Consider the following 16,121-nt stretch of genomic DNA (forward strand, 5'->3'; position numbering starts at 1 on the left):
CGCATGGCTAGTATCCGGCCCAAAATCCCGCCCATGCAATTGCATCGGGAATTGCACAATGAAGGGAGGGGGTGGCGGCGGGGTTCAACGAGCGCGACAGCTCTGGATGTCGTGGAAGCAAGAGGCGAAGGAGTGCAGGGGCAATGAGTGTTTACCGCAATGGGATTTCCGCCGATTCACTCGATGGGGTTGCCTGGGTGAAAAGTCGGCACAGCGTCCATGAGGGCAACTGTGTAGAGTTGGCTGCACTTCCGGACGGCGCTGTTGCCGTGCGGAACTCTCGCTACACGAACGGTCCCGCACTGGTGTACACGCGTGCGGAGATCGACGCATTCGTCTCCGGTGCCAAGGACGGCGACTTCGCTTCCTTCACCAACTGACGATAGTCGGACATAACGCTTTCTTGGCGTTGTCGGGGCTCCTGCATGGGACAATTCAGCTCCTCATGTCCCACCGCAGGAGCCCCCATGTCCGAAATCCTGAGCCCCGGTTCCCCGTCCCTGGACCGGATGCTCTCGGAACCCGGTTCGAGTTCCACCGTGCTGCGCATCACGATTGGCGCCCGGCTGCGAAGGCTGCGTGAAGCGGCCGGGATTTCCCCCGCGCGGGCCGCTGTTCATATCCGCTGCCACGAGTCGAAGATCAGCCAGCTTGAGTGCGGGAAGTCACCGCTGAAGGAACGCGATGCCCTGGACCTGCTTGGTCTGTACGGCGCTCACCCCATGGAGCAGGCCGCGGCAGCCGAACTGGTGGAGCTGTCGAAGAGGCCGGGCTGGTGGGAGCGGTACCGCAGCATCGTCCCGGAGTGGTTCGACAAACTGATCGGCCTTCAAGAAGGGGCCGAGGTCATCTGGACCTACGAGGTGCAGCTTGTTCCGGGGCTCTTGTAGACGCAGCGGTACGCATTCGCCGTGACCGAGGCCGGCTTCCCCTTTGCGGACCGTGTCGACATCGAAGCGCGGGTCCGTCTCCGAGGCGAACGGCAGAAGATTCTCAGGCGGAAGAGTGGCCCCAGGCTGTGGGCACTCATCGACAGCAGTTTTCTGGAACGCCCGATCGGATCCCGGGCGGTCATGCGGGGACAGATCAAGCACTTGATCAACCTGACGATCACCCGCGGATCACACTGCAGATCGTTCCCAGGGACTTCATCACGGTGGGCACACCGGTCACATTGATCCGGTTCCCGCTCGACCTGCCCGACATTGTCTACCTGGAGAACTCGCTGGGAGCCCAGTACCTGGACCGGCCGAAGGAGACGGAGCACTTCAGGGCGCTGCTGGACCCGTTGTCGACGACCGCGCAGAGCCCCGAGGAGACCCGCAGGATGCTGGTCGCCGCCCTGGAGTACTATCAGTGAATCCGGCCTACCCCCCCCGTACTCGAACACACCCCGTGGTTGGCTGTGCGTGTGTTCCGTGCAAGCCCAGGCGGAGATATCTCCCAGGCCAGGTTCCTCCAGCGACAGCCCCGCGAAGAAGCTGCCGACCTCATCCAGGGTGCGGACCTTGCCCCAAACGGCGTCTGTCGAATGGCGCATGACGTGCGCGACGCGCTCGCGCATCCGGGGATCCGCGCTGACCCACTGGCTGAGCACGAGAAAGCTCCCGGCGGGAAGGCAGGCCAGCAGGCTGCGCAGCGCCGCGCCCGGCTGGTCTTCGTCGGGAATGCAGTGGAGCACGGATGTCATCAAGACTGCCACGGGCTTTTTGAGGTTGATGAGCCGTTTGACCTGACGGTGGGCAAACAGAACGTCGCCGTCGAGTAAGTCTCCTTGTACGACCGCGGTACGGCCGTGTTCGTCCAGCAGGGCCCTGCCGTGGGCGACGACCATGGGGTCCTTGTCGATGTAGACGACGCGGCTGGACCAGTCGACCTGCTGGGCGACTTGATGGGTGTTGACCCGCGTGGTAAATCCGCAGCCGAAGTCGAGGAACTGGCGTACTGCGTGGCGTGAGGCCAGGTGCTTTACTGCGGCGAGCGCGAAGGCCCTTTGGGCTTCGGCCAGTGCTACTGCGTTGGGCATCACGTCAACGAGGGCTTCGCACCCGGCCCGGTCAGCCGGATAGCTGTCTTTGCCACGCAGGAGAAAATCGTACATCCGGGCAACGCCTGCCACAGTGACATCGACTGTCCTGGCCAGCGGTTTCGGCCCGAGTCCCATTGCGTACTCACCCACGTATCCCCGCTGGCTGCCCCGGTCACCAGTGAGCATCCCACGTTAACCACTGGGATTGCAGCAAGACTGATACGGCGCTCACACGAAGTGGGGTCAGCAGCAGAAAGCCATGTGACATGCGCATATGACACACGCCCGGCGTGCGCCGGAGTCCTGGGGGTGGCTCCGACGCACACCGGATGTTTCACGCAGGATTGAGCAGTATCGACATCCCCCTCCTGAGTGAAGCCGTCACTTCCGGGACTCCCAGACCCATCAGGTCCGCTGTCTCCGCAGTGCTCAACGACAGTCGGTAGCGCAGCAGTACGATGTCCGCCTGCTGTCCGGGCAGGGTTCTGTGCACGGTGTCGCGTCCATGGCCGCCGGGGGCTACCTGGGTGTCCCGGGCTGCTGCTGCGACATGGGAAACGAGCACCTTCCACGCCTCGGAGGCCGGCCGGTCGCCGCTCATGATCCGCGGCCATTGCTCCACCAGTGCCTGCAGAACGGATTCCACCACGGCCCGGGCGCGGCCCGGTTCGAGGGACCTGGCTCTGGCGTACTGGACGTAACGGTCCTGGTTGCGCAGGCAGAAGGCCTTGTATCCCAGCGCCAGCGGATTGCCTGTGGTGCGGGCGAGGCCGCGCCCCCGCCGTGCCGCGCGAGGCGCCGCGGTCACCACGCCTGTCCTTGCTCCGGATCTCCCTCTGCTGCCGCTTTGGGCGCAGGATCGCAGGCGCCGAGGATGGAGTTGTAGACCGCTTCCCACTGCGGGCGGATGTCGGCCGGGTATCCACCCACTGCACTGACGAAACGGCCTGTCCTTTCCCAGCTGGGCACCTCGGTCCCGGCAAGAATCTCTTCCACCGTCTCCGGGGCGAGTTGTCCGTTGCTCTGCTCGCACACCTCCTGTACGCCGGGGCAGCCAGCCGCCAGATGCAGTCCTCGCAGCAAGCCGTTGAGGCGGGTGGCTGCCTCGATGAAGTCCTGCGGTGTCGGCGGAACTCCCTCCGTGATCTCCCACAGCGCACGCAATTCCAGTGGGTCACCCCCGAGTACCTCCACTATCTGCTGCACCACCGGCCAGCTGGGCGTGCGGTCCACGGACAGGATCCGCGATACATAGGAAGGGGACAGCTCCGTGTTCCGGGCGATCTGCCGGATCAGCAGCCCCGAGCTCTGATGCAACTGCGACAGAGCTGCCGCCAGATGCCGGGAGGCCCGGCCTGCCGCTTCACGGCCTTCCCTGGGACGAACATCCGGAATCGGAGCCGGGGCCTGCCGGGTAGCTGCCCGCTCCACCGACCGCACCGCCAGCCGGCGCTTCACCTTCATCTCACCCCAGCGGGCCCGCGCCGTCGCCACGCTCACCGAGGCGGACCTCGCCGCCACTTCCCAGCCGAGGCCGCTTTGCCGCGCATCGCGTACAGCCGCACTGACGTAGCAGTCCGTCTCCTTCGTCAGTGCACGAGACCTTTCCAACAGCTCTTCCAGACCGGCCCCCCTGTACTCCGCCTCCAGCAAGTCGAACGCGAGGCTGTACAGCTCCTCCGCGATGGAACGCCCCATGGGGAGCGAGTTCTGGGGCGGCTGGCGCCGTTGACCGTCACGCTGGCGCTGAGCACGGCGACGGCAGGCGAGACTGCAGTAGTCCCTGCGCCGTCCACGCCCGTCATTCTGCGGGAAGTGCCTCGCACATACTCGGCACAGCCCGAACTCCTCACACTCCTGCGTCACTTCGACCACTCCCGCGTGCCCACTTTTTCTCCTGCGACGCAGCACCTGCTTCCCGTGAAGCGAAGAGGAATTGGGCGCTTCGGACGCGAACGGTTGACCTGATATGACACCGAGCCTGTCGGCCCGCCGATATGCGGCGGGCCGACAGGACACAGTGCGATCAGAAGTGGCGAAGGCGCTGGTAGCGGAAGGAGGAACGGCGAACGGCCCGGATGGCGATCCACACGATCGCTGCGCTTGCCGGTGCCTCCCACACCCCGGTGATCAGCATCAACGGCAGGATCACGAGGCTCACGAACAGCCCAGCCTGGAAGGTGACATCCCAGGCACTTACGTATCGGGTTTCACCTACACCGCGAACAGGAATGTAGCGTCGTAGCCAGTTGCAGGACGGAAGCGTTCCGCAGCATTGATTCGGTCGGGCATGGACGATCCTCAGCTTTCATTCGAGGGCGTGCTTGATCCATTCACACGAGGGGGCCCTTCGTTGCTTGGACGCCTCAGGGGCCCCGCTCGCATCACGGAACGCTATCCTGTCATCACTCTCGGTTGCCCTTCGTTCCACTTCGTTCCACTTCGTTCCACTTCGTTGCGCAAACAGCCATGCACTGCGCGAAGGCAAATTCAGGTGCTCCGCATACCCGCAGCGCGGGCCCTCTCTCGAAGATTGATCAAAATCTGTCAAGCTCGCTCATGTTTCGCAGAGAATTCAACTGTCGCGGTCGTCGCGCAATTGCACGAGACACCCGCTGAGCTGGGAGTATGTGACGCACGTCTCGCATATTTGCCCCGCGAAGCCGCGTCGCCACCAGCAATCCCCCTTTCATCCCGCCAAAGCATGCCCGCAATTCAAGTGCATGCGCGTTAGCAAATCAGCTGATGGTTGATGCTTCGCCTGCTCGCAGGCAGGTGAAGAACGGCATCTGCCTCAATCTCGAGGGCAAGACCAACCCCGGCACTATGCCCAGGTCCTCATCAGAACGATCAGCAGACAAAGCGCTCTGGCTGTGGCTGAGCATGCTCCCGCCCCGGGATCGAGCAGCGCGAGATCCGAGGGTGTGTGCTCGACATCACCGAGGGCGAAGAGATAAATCTTCCAGGCCGTTTCAGTCAGTAGTTTCGCCCTGCGTTCCCTGTGCCCTCCCGAGGTCGCCAACCTCCAGGCCAAGCGCCTGGCCGAGCGCGGGTGGTTGCTCCAGGAGGCGTCGGGGGCGTTCAGTGCCGGCCGTCGGCTCGTGGCCGGGCCAGTCGGCGGCTCATCCGCGTGATTGTGGAGAACGGCGTGGTGGGGGTTCATGCCAGCCGGTGCTTACGACCTCGGGAAGATCAGGGTCGAGTTCAACCTCGGTGACAGGCGTGCGTGACGGGCATGCGCGTGACCGGCGTGCGTGGTGAAAGCGGCATCCGGCGGTCACGGCAGCCGCTTCTCCACAACCGGAACCGATTGATCGGTCTCAGTCAAATGTGACACGTGTATGTACAGGCGTTCACATCTTCGACATGCTGGCGCACGCCCTCTTCACACCATCGACAGGAGCACGTCATGCGTCGTCGCATCGCAGTCCTCGGCACCGGAGCCGCCCTCTTCGTGGCCGCCGGAGTGATGACCGCCCCCTCCGCCTCGGCAACCTCCTTCTGTTTCACGTCCCAGGGCAGCAACTGGGGCTCCGTCAGCTGCCAGACCACCCTCCCCAAGAATAGCTGGCAACTCGTCCTGGTCTGCAACAGCAACAGCGTTTACGGCGCCCAGGTGACCGTCAATGGCCGCTGGTACACGGGCGACGGCTCCGACACCCTCTACTGCCCCACCGGCTACAGCACCGCTTACACCAAGGTCAACAACAACAACTGACCCCGGGCGCGGGGCTGGAGGCCCACCGCCCAAAGAAGCGGGCGGTAGCCCGTAGGGGTGTCATACCCGGGTATTCAGGGGCTGGTTGGCCCCCTGGCATGACCGCCGCGGTCCGTCCCCGCCCGTAGCGTCTCCTGCGTAACAGCTCGTGAGCGGGAGACATCATGGGCAATCCGGGACGGGCCGTGGCGGCGTGGTACCGGCGGCGACGACGGCGCTCGGCATGGCGGTAGATCGCGCTCTCGCACACCGTGACACCAAGCGGCGGCGACACGTCCTCTCCCTGATCGCGGTCGGTGTCGTGGTCGTCTCCCTCGCGCGCGGCGAGGCGACGGTGACCACGCTGGACGCAATCGAGCGTGTCGCGGACGAGCTTCGGATTCCGGGTGCCCTTCTGGGACTTGCTGCGCGACCCTGGGAGCACAGCTCCCCGAGACCACACCCGGAGTCCTAGGATGGAGACGACCCAATGAACCGCCGCCAGATGCTGCGCGGCGCCCTTGCAGCCGGCCTCACCACAACGGCGCTCACCGCCCTCACCGAATCCCGCCAGCCGGTGGACCTCGCCCTCACCGCCGACACCTCCCCGGCCGATCTGTCCGACCTGGAGACGGCCGCCGAGGTGTACGGCTACGGCTACCACGGCCAGCCCCCGACCCGGGTTCTGACTGATCTCGCGAGCGACTTCGTCAGCCTCCGCCCCTCCTCGACAGCCCGCGGTCAGTCGCCACACGCATCCGGGTGTGCCGCGCTGCCGGGCAGATGTCAGGGATGATCGCGATCGTGCTGCTCGACCTCGGCGCCCGGAAGGAGGCCCGGAAATGGTTCGCCACCGCCTCCATGGCCGCCAGGGAGTCCGGCGACCGACAACTGCACGCGTGGGTCCTGGCCCGCGAAGCGATGGTGCCGATCAACTACGGCGCCCCGCGGGCCGCCCCGCACCTTGCAGAGCAGGCCCGGCAGGCCGCCGGGAACCGGCCGACAGCCGCCGCAACTCTGGCCGCCGCTGTCGTCGGCCGCGCCTACGCCCTGTCTCACCAGCCAGATCGTGCCCGCGAGGCGCTCACGGCCGCCGACATGCTCATGGAATGGCTCGATGCCGGCGCACGCGCCGACACCTGGCTGACCCACGGCGAGCAGAAACACCACGTGCACCTGTCCCACGCGCTCACCGCACCCGGCGACACCCCACGTGCCCACGAAAACCAGCAGCGGGCGCTGGAACTGTCCAAACCGACCAGCACCATGACTCGCTCGTTGCTCCCTGCTCGCCATCGACGCCGCCACATGCTTCCACCATGACGGCGATACCGAACAGGAGTGTCAGCGTGCGGTCGCGATCATGGCCGCCCTCCCGGATGCCTACCGCACCGGACTCGTGCACCGCCGCGCACTGGACCTCTACTACTCGATTCCGGCCCATCACCGCGAGGAGACCGCGGTGCGCGAACTGCACGACGTCCTTGCCGCCTAGAAGACTCATGAAGATCTTGTTGAGGGGCTGTCCGGTCGCAGGCCGGGTGGCCCCTCGGTCTATGCGGTGGCAGCGCTGATAGTCCAGGTGCTGCCTGCGCGGGTAAGTCCGAGGTTGAGCAGTCGGCGGAGGTTGAGTGCGGCGGCTCGGGTGTGGAGCCAGGTGTCGTTCTTGATGGTGCCGCGGTAGCGGAGTTTGCGGTTGCCGTGGTGGACGAGCCATGCGACGGCGCGTTCGACCGGTGGTCTCCAGCGGCGGTAGTCGGTTTGCCGGTCGAGGTCGGTGGCAGCCCGGTGACGGGCCGATGCCTGGAGGTCGTGGTGGGGGCGGATGGTCAGAATGCGGCCGGCCTTGGCCTTGGTGCACCGCTCACGCAGGGCACAGTCGACGCACAGGCTCTTGAAGGAGGCGGTGCGCTGGTGGTGCTGTCCGCCGGGGTCGGAGAGGGGGACGGTGTGTCCAGCGGGGCAGGTCACGGTGGCAGCGGCGGTGTCGATGACGAAGTCGTCCAGAGTGAAGCCGCCGGGGACTGCGGGCCGCAGCGGGGCGGGCTTGAAGAACAGCCGGTGACCTGCCTCTTCGAGGGCCTGGCGGGCGTCGCCGGTGGAGTAGGCGGTGTCGCCGAACGCGTCCACCGGCTCGTGCTCGTCAGCAAGCAGATCGAGGCCGACGGCTGCTTCATGGTGCTCGGGCCCGGCGCCAGGCGTGAGGGCGACGGCGGTGTATAGGCCGGTCTCGGGCTCGACGGCGAGGTGTGCTTTGAAGCCGTCCTGCCGGTGGGAGCGGGTCTTGTGCACGTGTCGGGATTCCGGATCGACGGTGGAGATCATCCGGTCGTAGGCGGTGCCCTGGGTGATGCGCCAACACCCGTTACCGCCATCGGAGTCCTCGGCCGGCTCCACGTCCTGGCCGGCGACCAGGGCCAGCAGGCCGACCGCGTTCGCCGCCTTCGCGCCCAGCTCCTGCTCGGGCAGATGCCCCAGGAACGTGAGCGCGTCACCGACCAGTGCATCAACGAGTGCGGCGCGGGCCTGCTCGTCGTTCCAGGCGATCCTTGGTTTGCCCGGATCGCTGTAGTCGTGCGCGGTGCACTGCGCGGCTGCCACCTGGTCAGCTCCTGGAACCTCCCGGATGACCGCGCGGACGGCGGCGATGAGCTGGGTGACGGTGTCCTGGGTGGCGACCGCGTCGTCGAGCACGGTGGAGTCCAACACCCGCCGGTGCTTGCCCTTGAGTGTCCCGGTGGCCTTGACGACCTCCCGCACGGCCTCGAACACCCGGTTCGGCCGGGTGGAGCGGGCCAGTCGGCGGCGGAAGTAGGCCAGCAGTGACGGATCGAACGCCATATCGTTCAGGCCCAGCCCGCACGCGGCCTTCCACCGCAGGTCACACCGCAGTTCCTGGACCGTCTCGAAGTCCGACAGCCCGTGCAGGGCCTGCAGCGTGATCGCGGCGGCAAGGATCTGCGGCGGCATGCTGGGCCGCCCGTTCGCCGACGGGTACATGTCTTCGAACATCTCCACCGGGAACAGCGCACCGCGATGCTCGGCCAGGAACGCGAACACACTCCCGGCCGGGATCAACTCCCGGCAGGTCTCCCACACATCCGGCCCGACCGTCTCCCCGGCCCATTCCCCCATCACCACGAAAACGAGTCTGGCCCCGCCGCTCACGCGGCAGGGCCAGAACCCCAAGATCTTCATGAGTTTTCTAGTGTTCTGAGTCGTGAATTCTGTTTAGATAGCTGGCGAGGCGTTCGAGGATTTCGTCGGCGGACTTCGTCCAGACGTAGGGGTTCGGGTCGGTGTTCCAGGCAGCGATCCAGTTGCGGATGTCCTTCTCCAGGGCCTGGACGGATCTGTGGACGCCTCGCCGTATCTGCTTGTTGGTCAGCTCGGCGAACCATCGCTCAACGAGGTTCAGCCAGGATGAGCCGGTCGGGGTGAAGTGCAGGTGTAACCGGGGGTGGGAGAGCAGCCACTTCTTGATGGCGGGTGTCTTGTGAGTGGCATAGTTGTCGCAGATCAGATGGACATCCAGGCAGGCAGGCACTTCCTTGTCGAGCTTGGTCAGGAACTTCTTGAACTCCTCGGCCCGGTGTCGGCGGTGCAGGGAGCCGATGGCTTTGCCGGTGGCGACCTCGAGTGCGGCGAACAGTGTGGTGGTGCCGGCGCGGACGTAGTCGTGGGTGGCCCGCTCGGGAACCCCGGGCATCATCGGCAGCACGGGCTGGGACCGGTCCAGGGCCTGGATCTGCGACTTCTCATCCACGCAGAACACCAATGCCCGTTCGGGCGGGTCCAGGTAGAGGCCGACAACATCGTGGACCTTGTCGATGAAGTACGGATCGGTCGACAGCTTGAAGGTCTCCGAGCGGTGTGGCTGCAGTCCGAACGCCCGCCAGATCCGTGACACTGACGACTGCGACAGGCCCATCTCCTTGGCCATCGACCGTGTCGACCAGTGTGTTGCGTTCTTCGGAGTGGATTCCAGTGTCCTGGTGACCACCGCGGCAACCTGCTCGTCCGTCACCGTCCTGGGGCCACCCGGACGCGGCATGTCACCCAGACCGGCAATCCGGTACTGCACGAACCGGGCCCGCCAGCGGCCCACCGCCTGTGGCGTGGAGCCGAGTTCAGCAGCCACGTCCTTGTTCGAGGCACCCTCAGCGCAAGCCAGGACGATCCGACACCTCAGTGCCCACGCCTGCGGCGTGGAACGACGCCGCACCCACCCCTCAAGTGCGGCCCGTTCCTCGTCCGACAACGTCAACTCAGCCTTCGGCCGCCCCATCCGCGCCATAGAACAAGCCTACATATCTTCACGGAATTCACGACTCAGAACACTAGGCGCCACAAGATAAATGCCCTCTAAACTATGGAAACGCGGGTTCAGGGGGCATTTTTGGTGCGCATGCGGTACGCACATGTGCGCGCATGTGCGCACGCCAAGGCGGGGGCGGGGCATGCGGCCGTTTTTGGCATGCATATGTTCTTTTGGTGAGCCGGGTCGGACAGGGGCTCCACCGCCCGGCCGGCCCCCAGGTGCATCGCGCGGGACGGCGAGCCGGGGGTGCCCCCGGTGCCGCCGCGATCCGCCCGGCGATCGCGGCCGGTACGGCAGGAGCGGGTGCGGAGTTTCCGGGCGGCCGCGATTTTTCTTCCCGTCGTTTCAACACATGCGGTGGGGCGCGCGTATCCCGTAGCGAACATCGTCTCGGGAGATGGGGAAGCACCATGAACGCCTGGCGCCGAACGGATGCGAGTAGCCGTGGCTGTAAGCGGTAACCCGCTGCGGTGGCTTCGCGGACGGACGGCGACGACCGCCCCGGAGCCCGTCAGATTCCGGACGGAGCGAGAGGTGGGGGCTGCCTACGATCTCCACGGCGGCGAACTCTTCGGGTTCGCCTTCAAGGCGCTGGACGACCGGCAGCTCGCCGAGGACGTGGTGCAGGAGACCTTCCTCCGCGCCTGGCGGTCGCCACGCGGCTTCGACCCGGGGCAGGGCAGTCTGCGGACCTGGTTGTTCGCCATCGCCCGGAACCTCGTGGTGGACGCCATGCGGCGGCGCAAGGTCTGTGAGGGGCCCGGCCTTGCGCCGTGGGACGTGGCGCCCGAACCGTCGCCGGCGTCCGACGACATCGATCAGCTTCTTGACCGGATACAGCTCGGGGAGGCCCTGGAACGGCTGAGCCCGCAGCACAGAGAGGCGGTGGTGGGGGTGTACCTCGGCGGCCGTACCTGCGCCGAACTGGGGGAGGAGCTGGGAATTCCGGCTTCCACCATGCGCAGTCGCCTGTACTACGGAGTGCGGTCGCTGCGGCTCGTCCTGGAGGAGAACGGGTGGCTGGCGCCATGAACAAGGAATGTCTTCCCCACCGCGCGCTCCTCACCGAGCTTCTGCTGCTCGGGAGGCCGCTGCCGAAGGAGCTCGCCCGGCATCTGGTCCAGTGTCCGGACTGCACACGTGAGGCATCCGAGACCCAGGACGTGGTCCGCACACTGCGGCGGGCGAACCCGCACGGGGGCTGGGAGCCCGCACCGGGTGCCGGACCGCAGGCGCGCCCTTCGTGGGGGCTCGGGCACCGCATCCGTCGGGAGGCGGCCGGCGCCGGGACCGCCCGGTTCCGTCCCTGGCGGGTGGCCGCGGTGGGCGTCGTCGTCGCCTCCGCCGTGGCCGTCGCGGTGATCATCCCGCTCGGCGCGGCGGACCGGGCGGGCCGCACGGCCGACGCGGCACCGGTGGTGATGGAGCGTCAGGGAAAGATGGTGGACCGCCCCGGGGGCACCGAGGTCCCGGTGGCCCTGTCGGGCCTGGCGGCGGGAGAGACCTACCAGGTGATGACCGTCAACGCCCGCGGTGTGCGCATCTCCGCCGGCACGGTACGGGCCGAGAGCGGCGGGCGGGTGTCCTTCCGCATGGTGACCGCCATGCGGAAGGACACCATCACCGAACTGGTCGCAGAGGATGAGAACGGGCACGTGGTGAGCCGCTTGCCCGTGGGCTCCTCCTCGGGCTGACAACCGCGGGGGCAACGGCCGACGGGGCGGCGTCCTCGTCGGCCGTTGCCCGCCCCTCCCGCCTGGCGGGTCGGCGAAGCCCCGTGAACGCGCGCTGTTCTCCGGTCCGTTCGCTCCACGTGCGGACGGCGGGGCCTTCCGGGAGCGGACAGGTTCCGTGGGTCCGGCGCCGCCTCTCCCGACGATCGGGCGGCCTTTCGTTCAACGCGATGCGTTGCTGGTGCGTATCCCTCATGAAAAGTAGTCACCGGGCCGGCGGAGAGCGCGAGCGGCACGCAGCAGAGCCGCTCTCTGGATGCGGCCGCGGTCATGTCGCGCGCACACGGGCGCGGACCGGAAAAGGGTTCACGCACCTCGGCGAAGCCTCTGGTGGGAACCGGTACGGCGAAAGCCGCCGGTGACCTTGTCCGTACAGGTTCGGGGACTCGCGTCGTGCAGGACCGTACAGGCATCCACAGCGGGTGGGTGCCCTGAAACAAGGAGATATTCCAGGTGAAAAACGCCAAAGTAACTCGTCGGGTACTTTCCGGCGCCACTGCCGCTGCCGTCCTGACCATCCCGGCCGCGATGGCTTCGGCGGACGAGAGCCCGGCCGCGGCCCCCGCGCGGCACGCCGCGGTACCGGCGTTCGGCGCCTACAGCGGAACCCTCGGCGGAGCCCCCAAGCCGTTCGACCCGCACATCAGCAACAACACCATGGCGGTCAGCCCCGACCAGCGCGTCGCGGTGGTCACCAATTCCACAACGGACCACCTCGTCGTCATCGATGTGCGCCGGGGCCGGAAGATCACGGAGATCAACGGATACGTCAGCCCGCGCAACATCCTCTTCGCCCCGGACGGCAAGACCTTCACCGTGTCCGACAGCACCCTCGGCGTCGTGGACCGGATCTCCCTGAGAAGTTTCCAGGTGGTCAAGCGCCTCCCGCTCGGCGCCGGAGTGTTCGGCACCGCACAGTCCACGGACGGCAGGTGGCTGTACGCCAACAACGAAGCGGCGGGCACGGTCACGGTGGTCGACCAGGCCGGCAGCAGGGCGGATGCCGTGCTCACCGGCTTCGCCGAACCACGTCAAGGGGTCAAGCTCGCCCCCGCGGGGGACAAGCTGTACGTCACCAACTACAAGGGCGACCGGATCACGGTCGTCGACGTCGAGACCAGGAAGACCCTGCGGCAGATCGAGGGGTTCAAGGAAGTCCGGGGACTGTCCATCAGCCGCGACGGAACCCGGCTCTACGCGGCCAACAGCGGGACCGACACGGTGTCCGTCGTCGACACCGCGTCCGGCGCGACCCTGAAGCGGATCGCGGTGGGGAAGAAGCCCTACGGTGCCGCGCTCTCTCCCGACGGGAAGGTCCTCTTCTCCGGGAACCTGGAGGGTAATTCGCTGACCGCCGTCAACCCGGCCGACGGCGAGGTGCGCGGCACGGTGAAGGGCCTGAAGGGACCCCGTCAGGCCATCAGCTTCAGCGCCGACTCGAAGACCGCGTGGGTCCTCAACGAGGACCTGACCGTCGCCGAAGTCGACGTGGCTGCCCTCAAGGTGACCCGGACGCTCGGAACGCGCTGAGCCTCAGTGGCAGGCGGCCGTGAGGCCGCCTGCCACGGCGCGACAGTCAGGGCGGTCCGCTGCGGTCCCGCCCGGCCCGGGTGAGGCTGGTCCCGGCAGTCCGAGCCGCTGCGGCAACGCTGTTGTCGGCCAAATCCGCCAAGGTGTCCGGGAGCCGGTATCCAAGGGAACCGAGGGACGCCGCCTTGCCGGCGGGCGCCGGAAGCGCTGTGTTGCAGGTCATCGTTGGTCTCCGCCTGCTTCCCGTCCCGGACGGCGGAGATCGGTGTGCGGCTGCTTCGGAGAATGCCTGTTCTCAGGGTCGTCGCCCCTGGTCATCCGCACTGTGCTGGATCGGCGCCGGATACGGCGAAGCCGCGGCGGTCCGGCCGGCCGGCAGGGGCCCGCGCGGTGGGGCGCGGAGGGAACCCAGGCGTATTTGTCGACAGACCACGGATGGCCGAATTAGGGGCACTGTGGGTCACTGGTAGTCACGCTTTGGGCGCAGGCAGGCCGTTGAGCCGCCGGAAAAGGCTGCCTTCACGACAACGGGGGAAGAGAAATGGTCAGTACAATCAGAGTGTCCGAGAGCGCCATACCGCGTTCCGCGACCTCTCGGTGTGAAGCGCGGGATGGCGGCGAACGCGGCGCCCGCGGCAGGACACCGGTCACCTGTCACTCTGCTGTGGCCTGAGGCACCGCTCTTCACCAGCCGCCCTTGCGGTGTGCTGATTCATGGGTTCCGGAGACAGCGACCCTGTTCATCCGGCGCCCCGCGCCCTGATGCCCCGGCGTCCGAAGGCGGCGGCGCCGCGACGTCCGTGTCCGGATGTCCGGTGCCCCGGGCAGGTACGCGCCGCGCCGGGTGCATGGGCCTCTGTGCGTTCCATTCATCCCAGAAGGGCGTTCCAGGTCCTGTCCGCCGTCGGGGGTGAGTGGAACCTCGACGCGGCGCGCTCCGGCCATGTCCGTGGTGATCGGGTAGGCGTCGAAGGCGCGCCAGCCGTAGACGACCTCGTCGTCCGGGCCGTTCGTGAACGCATGCAGCGTCTGGAGGGCGACCCCCACCGAACCGCTGCTGATGATCACGGACTCCGGCTGGACGTCGCACCATTGTGCGACGGACCGGATGAGGTCGTCGGCGTAGAACTGCGGATAGCGATGTACCTCGGGAATGCAGTCGGCTATGGCTTTCTGCACGCTTTCCAGGGGCGGGTATGGCGTCTCATTGAGCGTCAGATGATGCAGGGTGAGCGGAGTCTCGTCGGCCACCGTCATGCTTCTCCTTCCTTTTTCTCGTCCGCCGGGGGATGCGTTCACGCACCGCCGGCCCGCTCCAGCTGGAAAATAACGGTGTTCGCCGGCGTGCTGTAGGCGTGCTGCCGTACGCACTTCCAGCCGGACTCCTCGAAGACCGATTCCCATTCCGGTCGAGTGGGAATGTACTGGCCCATCAGCGCGTGCGCGGTTTCGAATCCCATCGTGAAGAGAGGGAGGTCGGCCGTCGCGTCGTCCGGGCTCCGGTGGGTGTCGCAGAGCAGGAAGTGCTTCAGATTGGGGAGCTGCGTGCGGAATTGCCGGAACAGTTCGACGTAGTTCTCCCACGGCCAGAAGTCGTGCCCCATGAGGAAGGACGCCATCAGTTCCACGTCCTTGAACTCCGGACAGTCGCCCAGCTTCCTGGCGTCAGCCGAGGCAGCAGGGCGTCTGACCAGCAAACTGGGCTCCTACCTGCGGCCGAGCGTTCTCGTGGTCGATGAAGTCGGCTACCAGCCCCTCGAACGCGCCGAGGCGAACCTGGTCTTCCAGGTCATCTCCAAGCGCTACGAAAAGGGCTCCATCATCCTGACCTCGAACAAGTCCTTCGGCAAAGCGCACATGTTCCGGCGAACCTGTGCCAGGCACCGCCGAAACTTCACAGGTTCCGGCCGGAACTCGGATGCTGCATGATCGAACGATGCTGGTCGAACTGGTGAAGGTCGCAAAGTTTCCCTCGTCGAGCCGAACGCCGCGAACACCGGCCAGAACATCACCCTCACCCGCGACCTGCTGGCCGCGGCCGGCATCGTCCCGGCAACGGTGATGCTGGTCTCCAAGCCCTACATGGAGCGCCGGTCCTTCGCCACCGCCCGCAAGCTGTGGCCCGGCATCGACATCGTGTGCGCCTCGGAGCCCCTGGAACTGGACGACTACGTCAAGAGCATCGGCGACGCCAAGCTCGTGGTGGACATGCTCGTCGGCGACCTCCAGCGGGTCATCGAGTATCCCAAGCAGGGCTTCGCCATCGCCCAGGACGTCCCGGAGGACGTGCATGCCGCCTACAAGTCCCTCATCCACGACGGCTTCACCAGCCGCCTCATCTCCTGACCTGCCCTCGCCGGGCGGGCGGTGAATTGCGCCTGGCGGCGGGCGACCAGTGCTTGGGACCGTTCGAGCTGGTGCTGGAGTTCGTCGCGGTGGCTGGCGTCGGTGACGAACTTGTCGCAGGTCAGACAGGCATTTCCCTTGGAACAGACCTGTTTGGGCGGCAGCATGCACCAACCGTTGGGCAAGACCCGGTCAGCCCGCTGGTCCAGATGGAGCAGGTCGTAGAGGTCGCTGGGGTCCACCTCCGCCCTCCGGCCGTCGGCCGTCACCTTCTTGTAGCGCAGGAACTCGCGCTCCGCCGTGACAGCCAGGGTCTTTAGACCGTGTCCTGTGTGGTGATCGCTCGTTGGGCTGTTCATGGGGCGGGATACGTGGAGTTGGATTGTTCCGGACGGGCTGTGGGAGATCGTGAAGCCGTTGATCCCGCCGCCAAGGGTGCGGCCGCAGGGCGGCGGGACGCAGGAC

At 66.6% G+C, this 16,121-nt stretch carries 17 protein-coding genes and 5 pseudogenes; 13 read left to right on the forward strand and 9 right to left on the reverse strand.

Going from position 1 to position 16,121, the window contains the following annotated elements; translation table 11 throughout:
* Window positions 1–143: 143 nt before the first annotated feature.
* The 3 genes and pseudogenes from ACFVT1_RS35715 to ACFVT1_RS35725 all read left to right on the forward strand — a co-directional run bounded on the left by ACFVT1_RS35715 (window position 144) and on the right by ACFVT1_RS35725 (window position 1,360).
* On the forward strand, window positions 144–380 hold the full coding sequence (locus ACFVT1_RS35715) for a DUF397 domain-containing protein (RefSeq protein ID WP_389803466.1): 237 nt from the start codon (window positions 144–146) through the stop codon (window positions 378–380).
* Window positions 381–467: 87 nt separating this feature from the next.
* Entirely contained in the window at window positions 468–890 is a 423-nt protein-coding gene (locus ACFVT1_RS35720) for a helix-turn-helix domain-containing protein (RefSeq protein WP_389803469.1), read from the forward strand.
* A gap of 21 nt (window positions 891–911) precedes the next feature.
* Window positions 912–1,360, forward strand: a pseudogene (locus ACFVT1_RS35725) (DUF5753 domain-containing protein).
* 81 nt (window positions 1,361–1,441) lie between these two features.
* Here the strand turns inward: ACFVT1_RS35725 and ACFVT1_RS35730 are convergent.
* From ACFVT1_RS35730 to ACFVT1_RS35745, 4 genes and pseudogenes are all read right to left on the reverse strand, one after another.
* A pseudogene (locus ACFVT1_RS35730) lies at window positions 1,442–2,215 on the reverse strand (SAM-dependent methyltransferase); the annotation flags it as partial.
* Window positions 2,216–2,363: 148 nt separating this feature from the next.
* On the reverse strand, window positions 2,364–2,837 hold the full coding sequence (locus ACFVT1_RS35735) for a sigma factor-like helix-turn-helix DNA-binding protein (RefSeq protein ID WP_389803472.1): 474 nt from the start codon (window positions 2,835–2,837) through the stop codon (window positions 2,364–2,366).
* Entirely contained in the window at window positions 2,834–3,727 is an 894-nt protein-coding gene (locus ACFVT1_RS35740) for a helix-turn-helix domain-containing protein (RefSeq protein WP_389803475.1), read from the reverse strand. The genes ACFVT1_RS35735 and ACFVT1_RS35740 overlap by 4 nt, the downstream gene beginning before the upstream one ends.
* Window positions 3,728–4,055: 328 nt before the next feature.
* Entirely contained in the window at window positions 4,056–4,190 is a 135-nt protein-coding gene (locus ACFVT1_RS35745) for a hypothetical protein (RefSeq protein WP_389803478.1), read from the reverse strand.
* 1,248 nt (window positions 4,191–5,438) lie between these two features.
* Here ACFVT1_RS35745 and ACFVT1_RS35750 point away from each other — a divergent pair.
* The 4 genes from ACFVT1_RS35750 to ACFVT1_RS35765 all read left to right on the forward strand — a co-directional run bounded on the left by ACFVT1_RS35750 (window position 5,439) and on the right by ACFVT1_RS35765 (window position 7,221).
* Window positions 5,439–5,747 carry a hypothetical protein gene (locus ACFVT1_RS35750; RefSeq protein WP_389803481.1) on the forward strand — a complete coding sequence of 103 codons (309 nt, stop codon included), beginning with the start codon at window positions 5,439–5,441 and terminating at the stop codon, window positions 5,745–5,747.
* A 469-nt stretch (window positions 5,748–6,216) separates the two neighbouring features.
* A complete protein-coding gene (locus ACFVT1_RS35755; protein ID WP_389803484.1) occupies window positions 6,217–6,522 on the forward strand; it encodes a hypothetical protein in 306 nt (101 codons plus the stop codon).
* Window positions 6,519–7,049: a hypothetical protein gene (locus tag ACFVT1_RS35760; protein WP_389803487.1), complete on the forward strand. Its 531-nt coding sequence runs from the start codon at window positions 6,519–6,521 to the stop codon at window positions 7,047–7,049. The genes ACFVT1_RS35755 and ACFVT1_RS35760 overlap by 4 nt, the downstream gene beginning before the upstream one ends.
* 40 nt (window positions 7,050–7,089) lie before the next feature.
* Complete coding sequence (locus ACFVT1_RS35765; RefSeq protein WP_389803490.1) at window positions 7,090–7,221, forward strand: hypothetical protein; 132 nt, start codon at window positions 7,090–7,092, stop codon at window positions 7,219–7,221.
* A 59-nt stretch (window positions 7,222–7,280) separates the two neighbouring features.
* Here ACFVT1_RS35765 and ACFVT1_RS35770 read toward each other — a convergent pair whose 3' ends face one another.
* Together ACFVT1_RS35770 and ACFVT1_RS35775 are read right to left on the reverse strand one after the other, a co-directional pair.
* Window positions 7,281–8,861, reverse strand: a complete 1,581-nt coding sequence (locus ACFVT1_RS35770) for an IS1182 family transposase (protein ID WP_389803522.1) — start codon at window positions 8,859–8,861, stop codon at window positions 7,281–7,283.
* A 70-nt stretch (window positions 8,862–8,931) separates the two neighbouring features.
* Complete coding sequence (locus tag ACFVT1_RS35775; RefSeq protein ID WP_389803525.1) at window positions 8,932–10,014, reverse strand: IS630 family transposase; 1,083 nt, start codon at window positions 10,012–10,014, stop codon at window positions 8,932–8,934.
* Window positions 10,015–10,581: 567 nt separating this feature from the next.
* Between ACFVT1_RS35775 and ACFVT1_RS35780 the strand changes: the two genes are divergently transcribed.
* The 3 genes from ACFVT1_RS35780 to ACFVT1_RS35790 all read left to right on the forward strand — a co-directional run bounded on the left by ACFVT1_RS35780 (window position 10,582) and on the right by ACFVT1_RS35790 (window position 13,310).
* A complete protein-coding gene (locus ACFVT1_RS35780) occupies window positions 10,582–11,079 on the forward strand; it encodes a sigma-70 family RNA polymerase sigma factor (protein WP_389803492.1) in 498 nt (165 codons plus the stop codon).
* Window positions 11,064–11,741, forward strand: a complete 678-nt coding sequence (locus ACFVT1_RS35785) for a hypothetical protein (RefSeq protein ID WP_389803495.1) — start codon at window positions 11,064–11,066, stop codon at window positions 11,739–11,741. Before ACFVT1_RS35780 ends, ACFVT1_RS35785 begins: the two co-directional genes overlap by 16 nt.
* Before the next feature lie 492 nt (window positions 11,742–12,233).
* On the forward strand, window positions 12,234–13,310 hold the full coding sequence (locus ACFVT1_RS35790; protein ID WP_389803498.1) for a YncE family protein: 1,077 nt from the start codon (window positions 12,234–12,236) through the stop codon (window positions 13,308–13,310).
* 684 nt (window positions 13,311–13,994) lie between these two features.
* On the opposite strand, the gene ACFVT1_RS35795 is transcribed toward ACFVT1_RS35790, so the two are convergent.
* Together ACFVT1_RS35795 and ACFVT1_RS35800 are read right to left on the reverse strand one after the other, a co-directional pair.
* Entirely contained in the window at window positions 13,995–14,567 is a 573-nt protein-coding gene (locus ACFVT1_RS35795) for an aminotransferase class I/II-fold pyridoxal phosphate-dependent enzyme (protein ID WP_389803501.1), read from the reverse strand.
* Between the two features lie 38 nt (window positions 14,568–14,605).
* On the reverse strand, window positions 14,606–14,929 hold the full coding sequence (locus ACFVT1_RS35800; RefSeq protein WP_389803504.1) for a hypothetical protein: 324 nt from the start codon (window positions 14,927–14,929) through the stop codon (window positions 14,606–14,608).
* Window positions 14,930–14,969: 40 nt separating this feature from the next.
* On the opposite strand from ACFVT1_RS35800, the pseudogene ACFVT1_RS35805 reads away from it, so the two are divergent.
* Both ACFVT1_RS35805 and ACFVT1_RS35810 read left to right on the forward strand, forming a co-directional pair.
* A pseudogene (locus ACFVT1_RS35805) lies at window positions 14,970–15,161 on the forward strand (ATP-binding protein); the annotation flags it as partial.
* A 120-nt stretch (window positions 15,162–15,281) separates the two neighbouring features.
* Window positions 15,282–15,656: pseudogene (locus ACFVT1_RS35810) on the forward strand (ElyC/SanA/YdcF family protein); the annotation flags it as partial.
* On the opposite strand, the gene ACFVT1_RS35815 reads toward ACFVT1_RS35810, so the two are convergent.
* Entirely contained in the window at window positions 15,608–16,015 is a 408-nt protein-coding gene (locus ACFVT1_RS35815; protein WP_389803507.1) for a hypothetical protein, read from the reverse strand. The pseudogene ACFVT1_RS35810 and the gene ACFVT1_RS35815 overlap by 49 nt on opposite strands.
* On the opposite strand from ACFVT1_RS35815, the pseudogene ACFVT1_RS35820 reads away from it, so the two are divergent.
* Window positions 16,014–16,121 (forward strand): annotated as a pseudogene (locus ACFVT1_RS35820) (IS5/IS1182 family transposase); the annotation flags it as partial. The gene ACFVT1_RS35815 and the pseudogene ACFVT1_RS35820 sit on opposite strands and share 2 nt — an antisense overlap.

This window comes from Streptomyces sp. NPDC057963 (assembly GCF_042887155.1).
Classification (GTDB): Bacteria; Actinomycetota; Actinomycetes; order Streptomycetales; family Streptomycetaceae; genus Streptomyces.

Coding starts and splice junctions, on each gene's coding strand:
- ACFVT1_RS35765 (WP_389803490.1), top strand. CDS start 7,090: ATGGCCGCCCTCCCGGATGCCTACCGCACCGGACTCGTGCACCGCCGC.
- ACFVT1_RS35715 (WP_389803466.1), top strand. CDS start 144: ATGAGTGTTTACCGCAATGGGATTTCCGCCGATTCACTCGATGGGGTT.
- ACFVT1_RS35770 (WP_389803522.1), bottom strand. CDS start 8,861: ATGGGGGAATGGGCCGGGGAGACGGTCGGGCCGGATGTGTGGGAGACC.
- ACFVT1_RS35775 (WP_389803525.1), bottom strand. CDS start 10,014: ATGGGGCGGCCGAAGGCTGAGTTGACGTTGTCGGACGAGGAACGGGCC.
- ACFVT1_RS35720 (WP_389803469.1), top strand. CDS start 468: ATGTCCGAAATCCTGAGCCCCGGTTCCCCGTCCCTGGACCGGATGCTC.
- ACFVT1_RS35800 (WP_389803504.1), bottom strand. CDS start 14,929: ATGGCGTCCTTCCTCATGGGGCACGACTTCTGGCCGTGGGAGAACTAC.
- ACFVT1_RS35795 (WP_389803501.1), bottom strand. CDS start 14,567: ATGACGGTGGCCGACGAGACTCCGCTCACCCTGCATCATCTGACGCTC.
- ACFVT1_RS35760 (WP_389803487.1), top strand. CDS start 6,519: ATGATCGCGATCGTGCTGCTCGACCTCGGCGCCCGGAAGGAGGCCCGG.
- ACFVT1_RS35750 (WP_389803481.1), top strand. CDS start 5,439: ATGCGTCGTCGCATCGCAGTCCTCGGCACCGGAGCCGCCCTCTTCGTG.
- ACFVT1_RS35755 (WP_389803484.1), top strand. CDS start 6,217: ATGAACCGCCGCCAGATGCTGCGCGGCGCCCTTGCAGCCGGCCTCACC.
- ACFVT1_RS35815 (WP_389803507.1), bottom strand. CDS start 16,015: ATGAACAGCCCAACGAGCGATCACCACACAGGACACGGTCTAAAGACC.
- ACFVT1_RS35740 (WP_389803475.1), bottom strand. CDS start 3,727: ATGGGGCGTTCCATCGCGGAGGAGCTGTACAGCCTCGCGTTCGACTTG.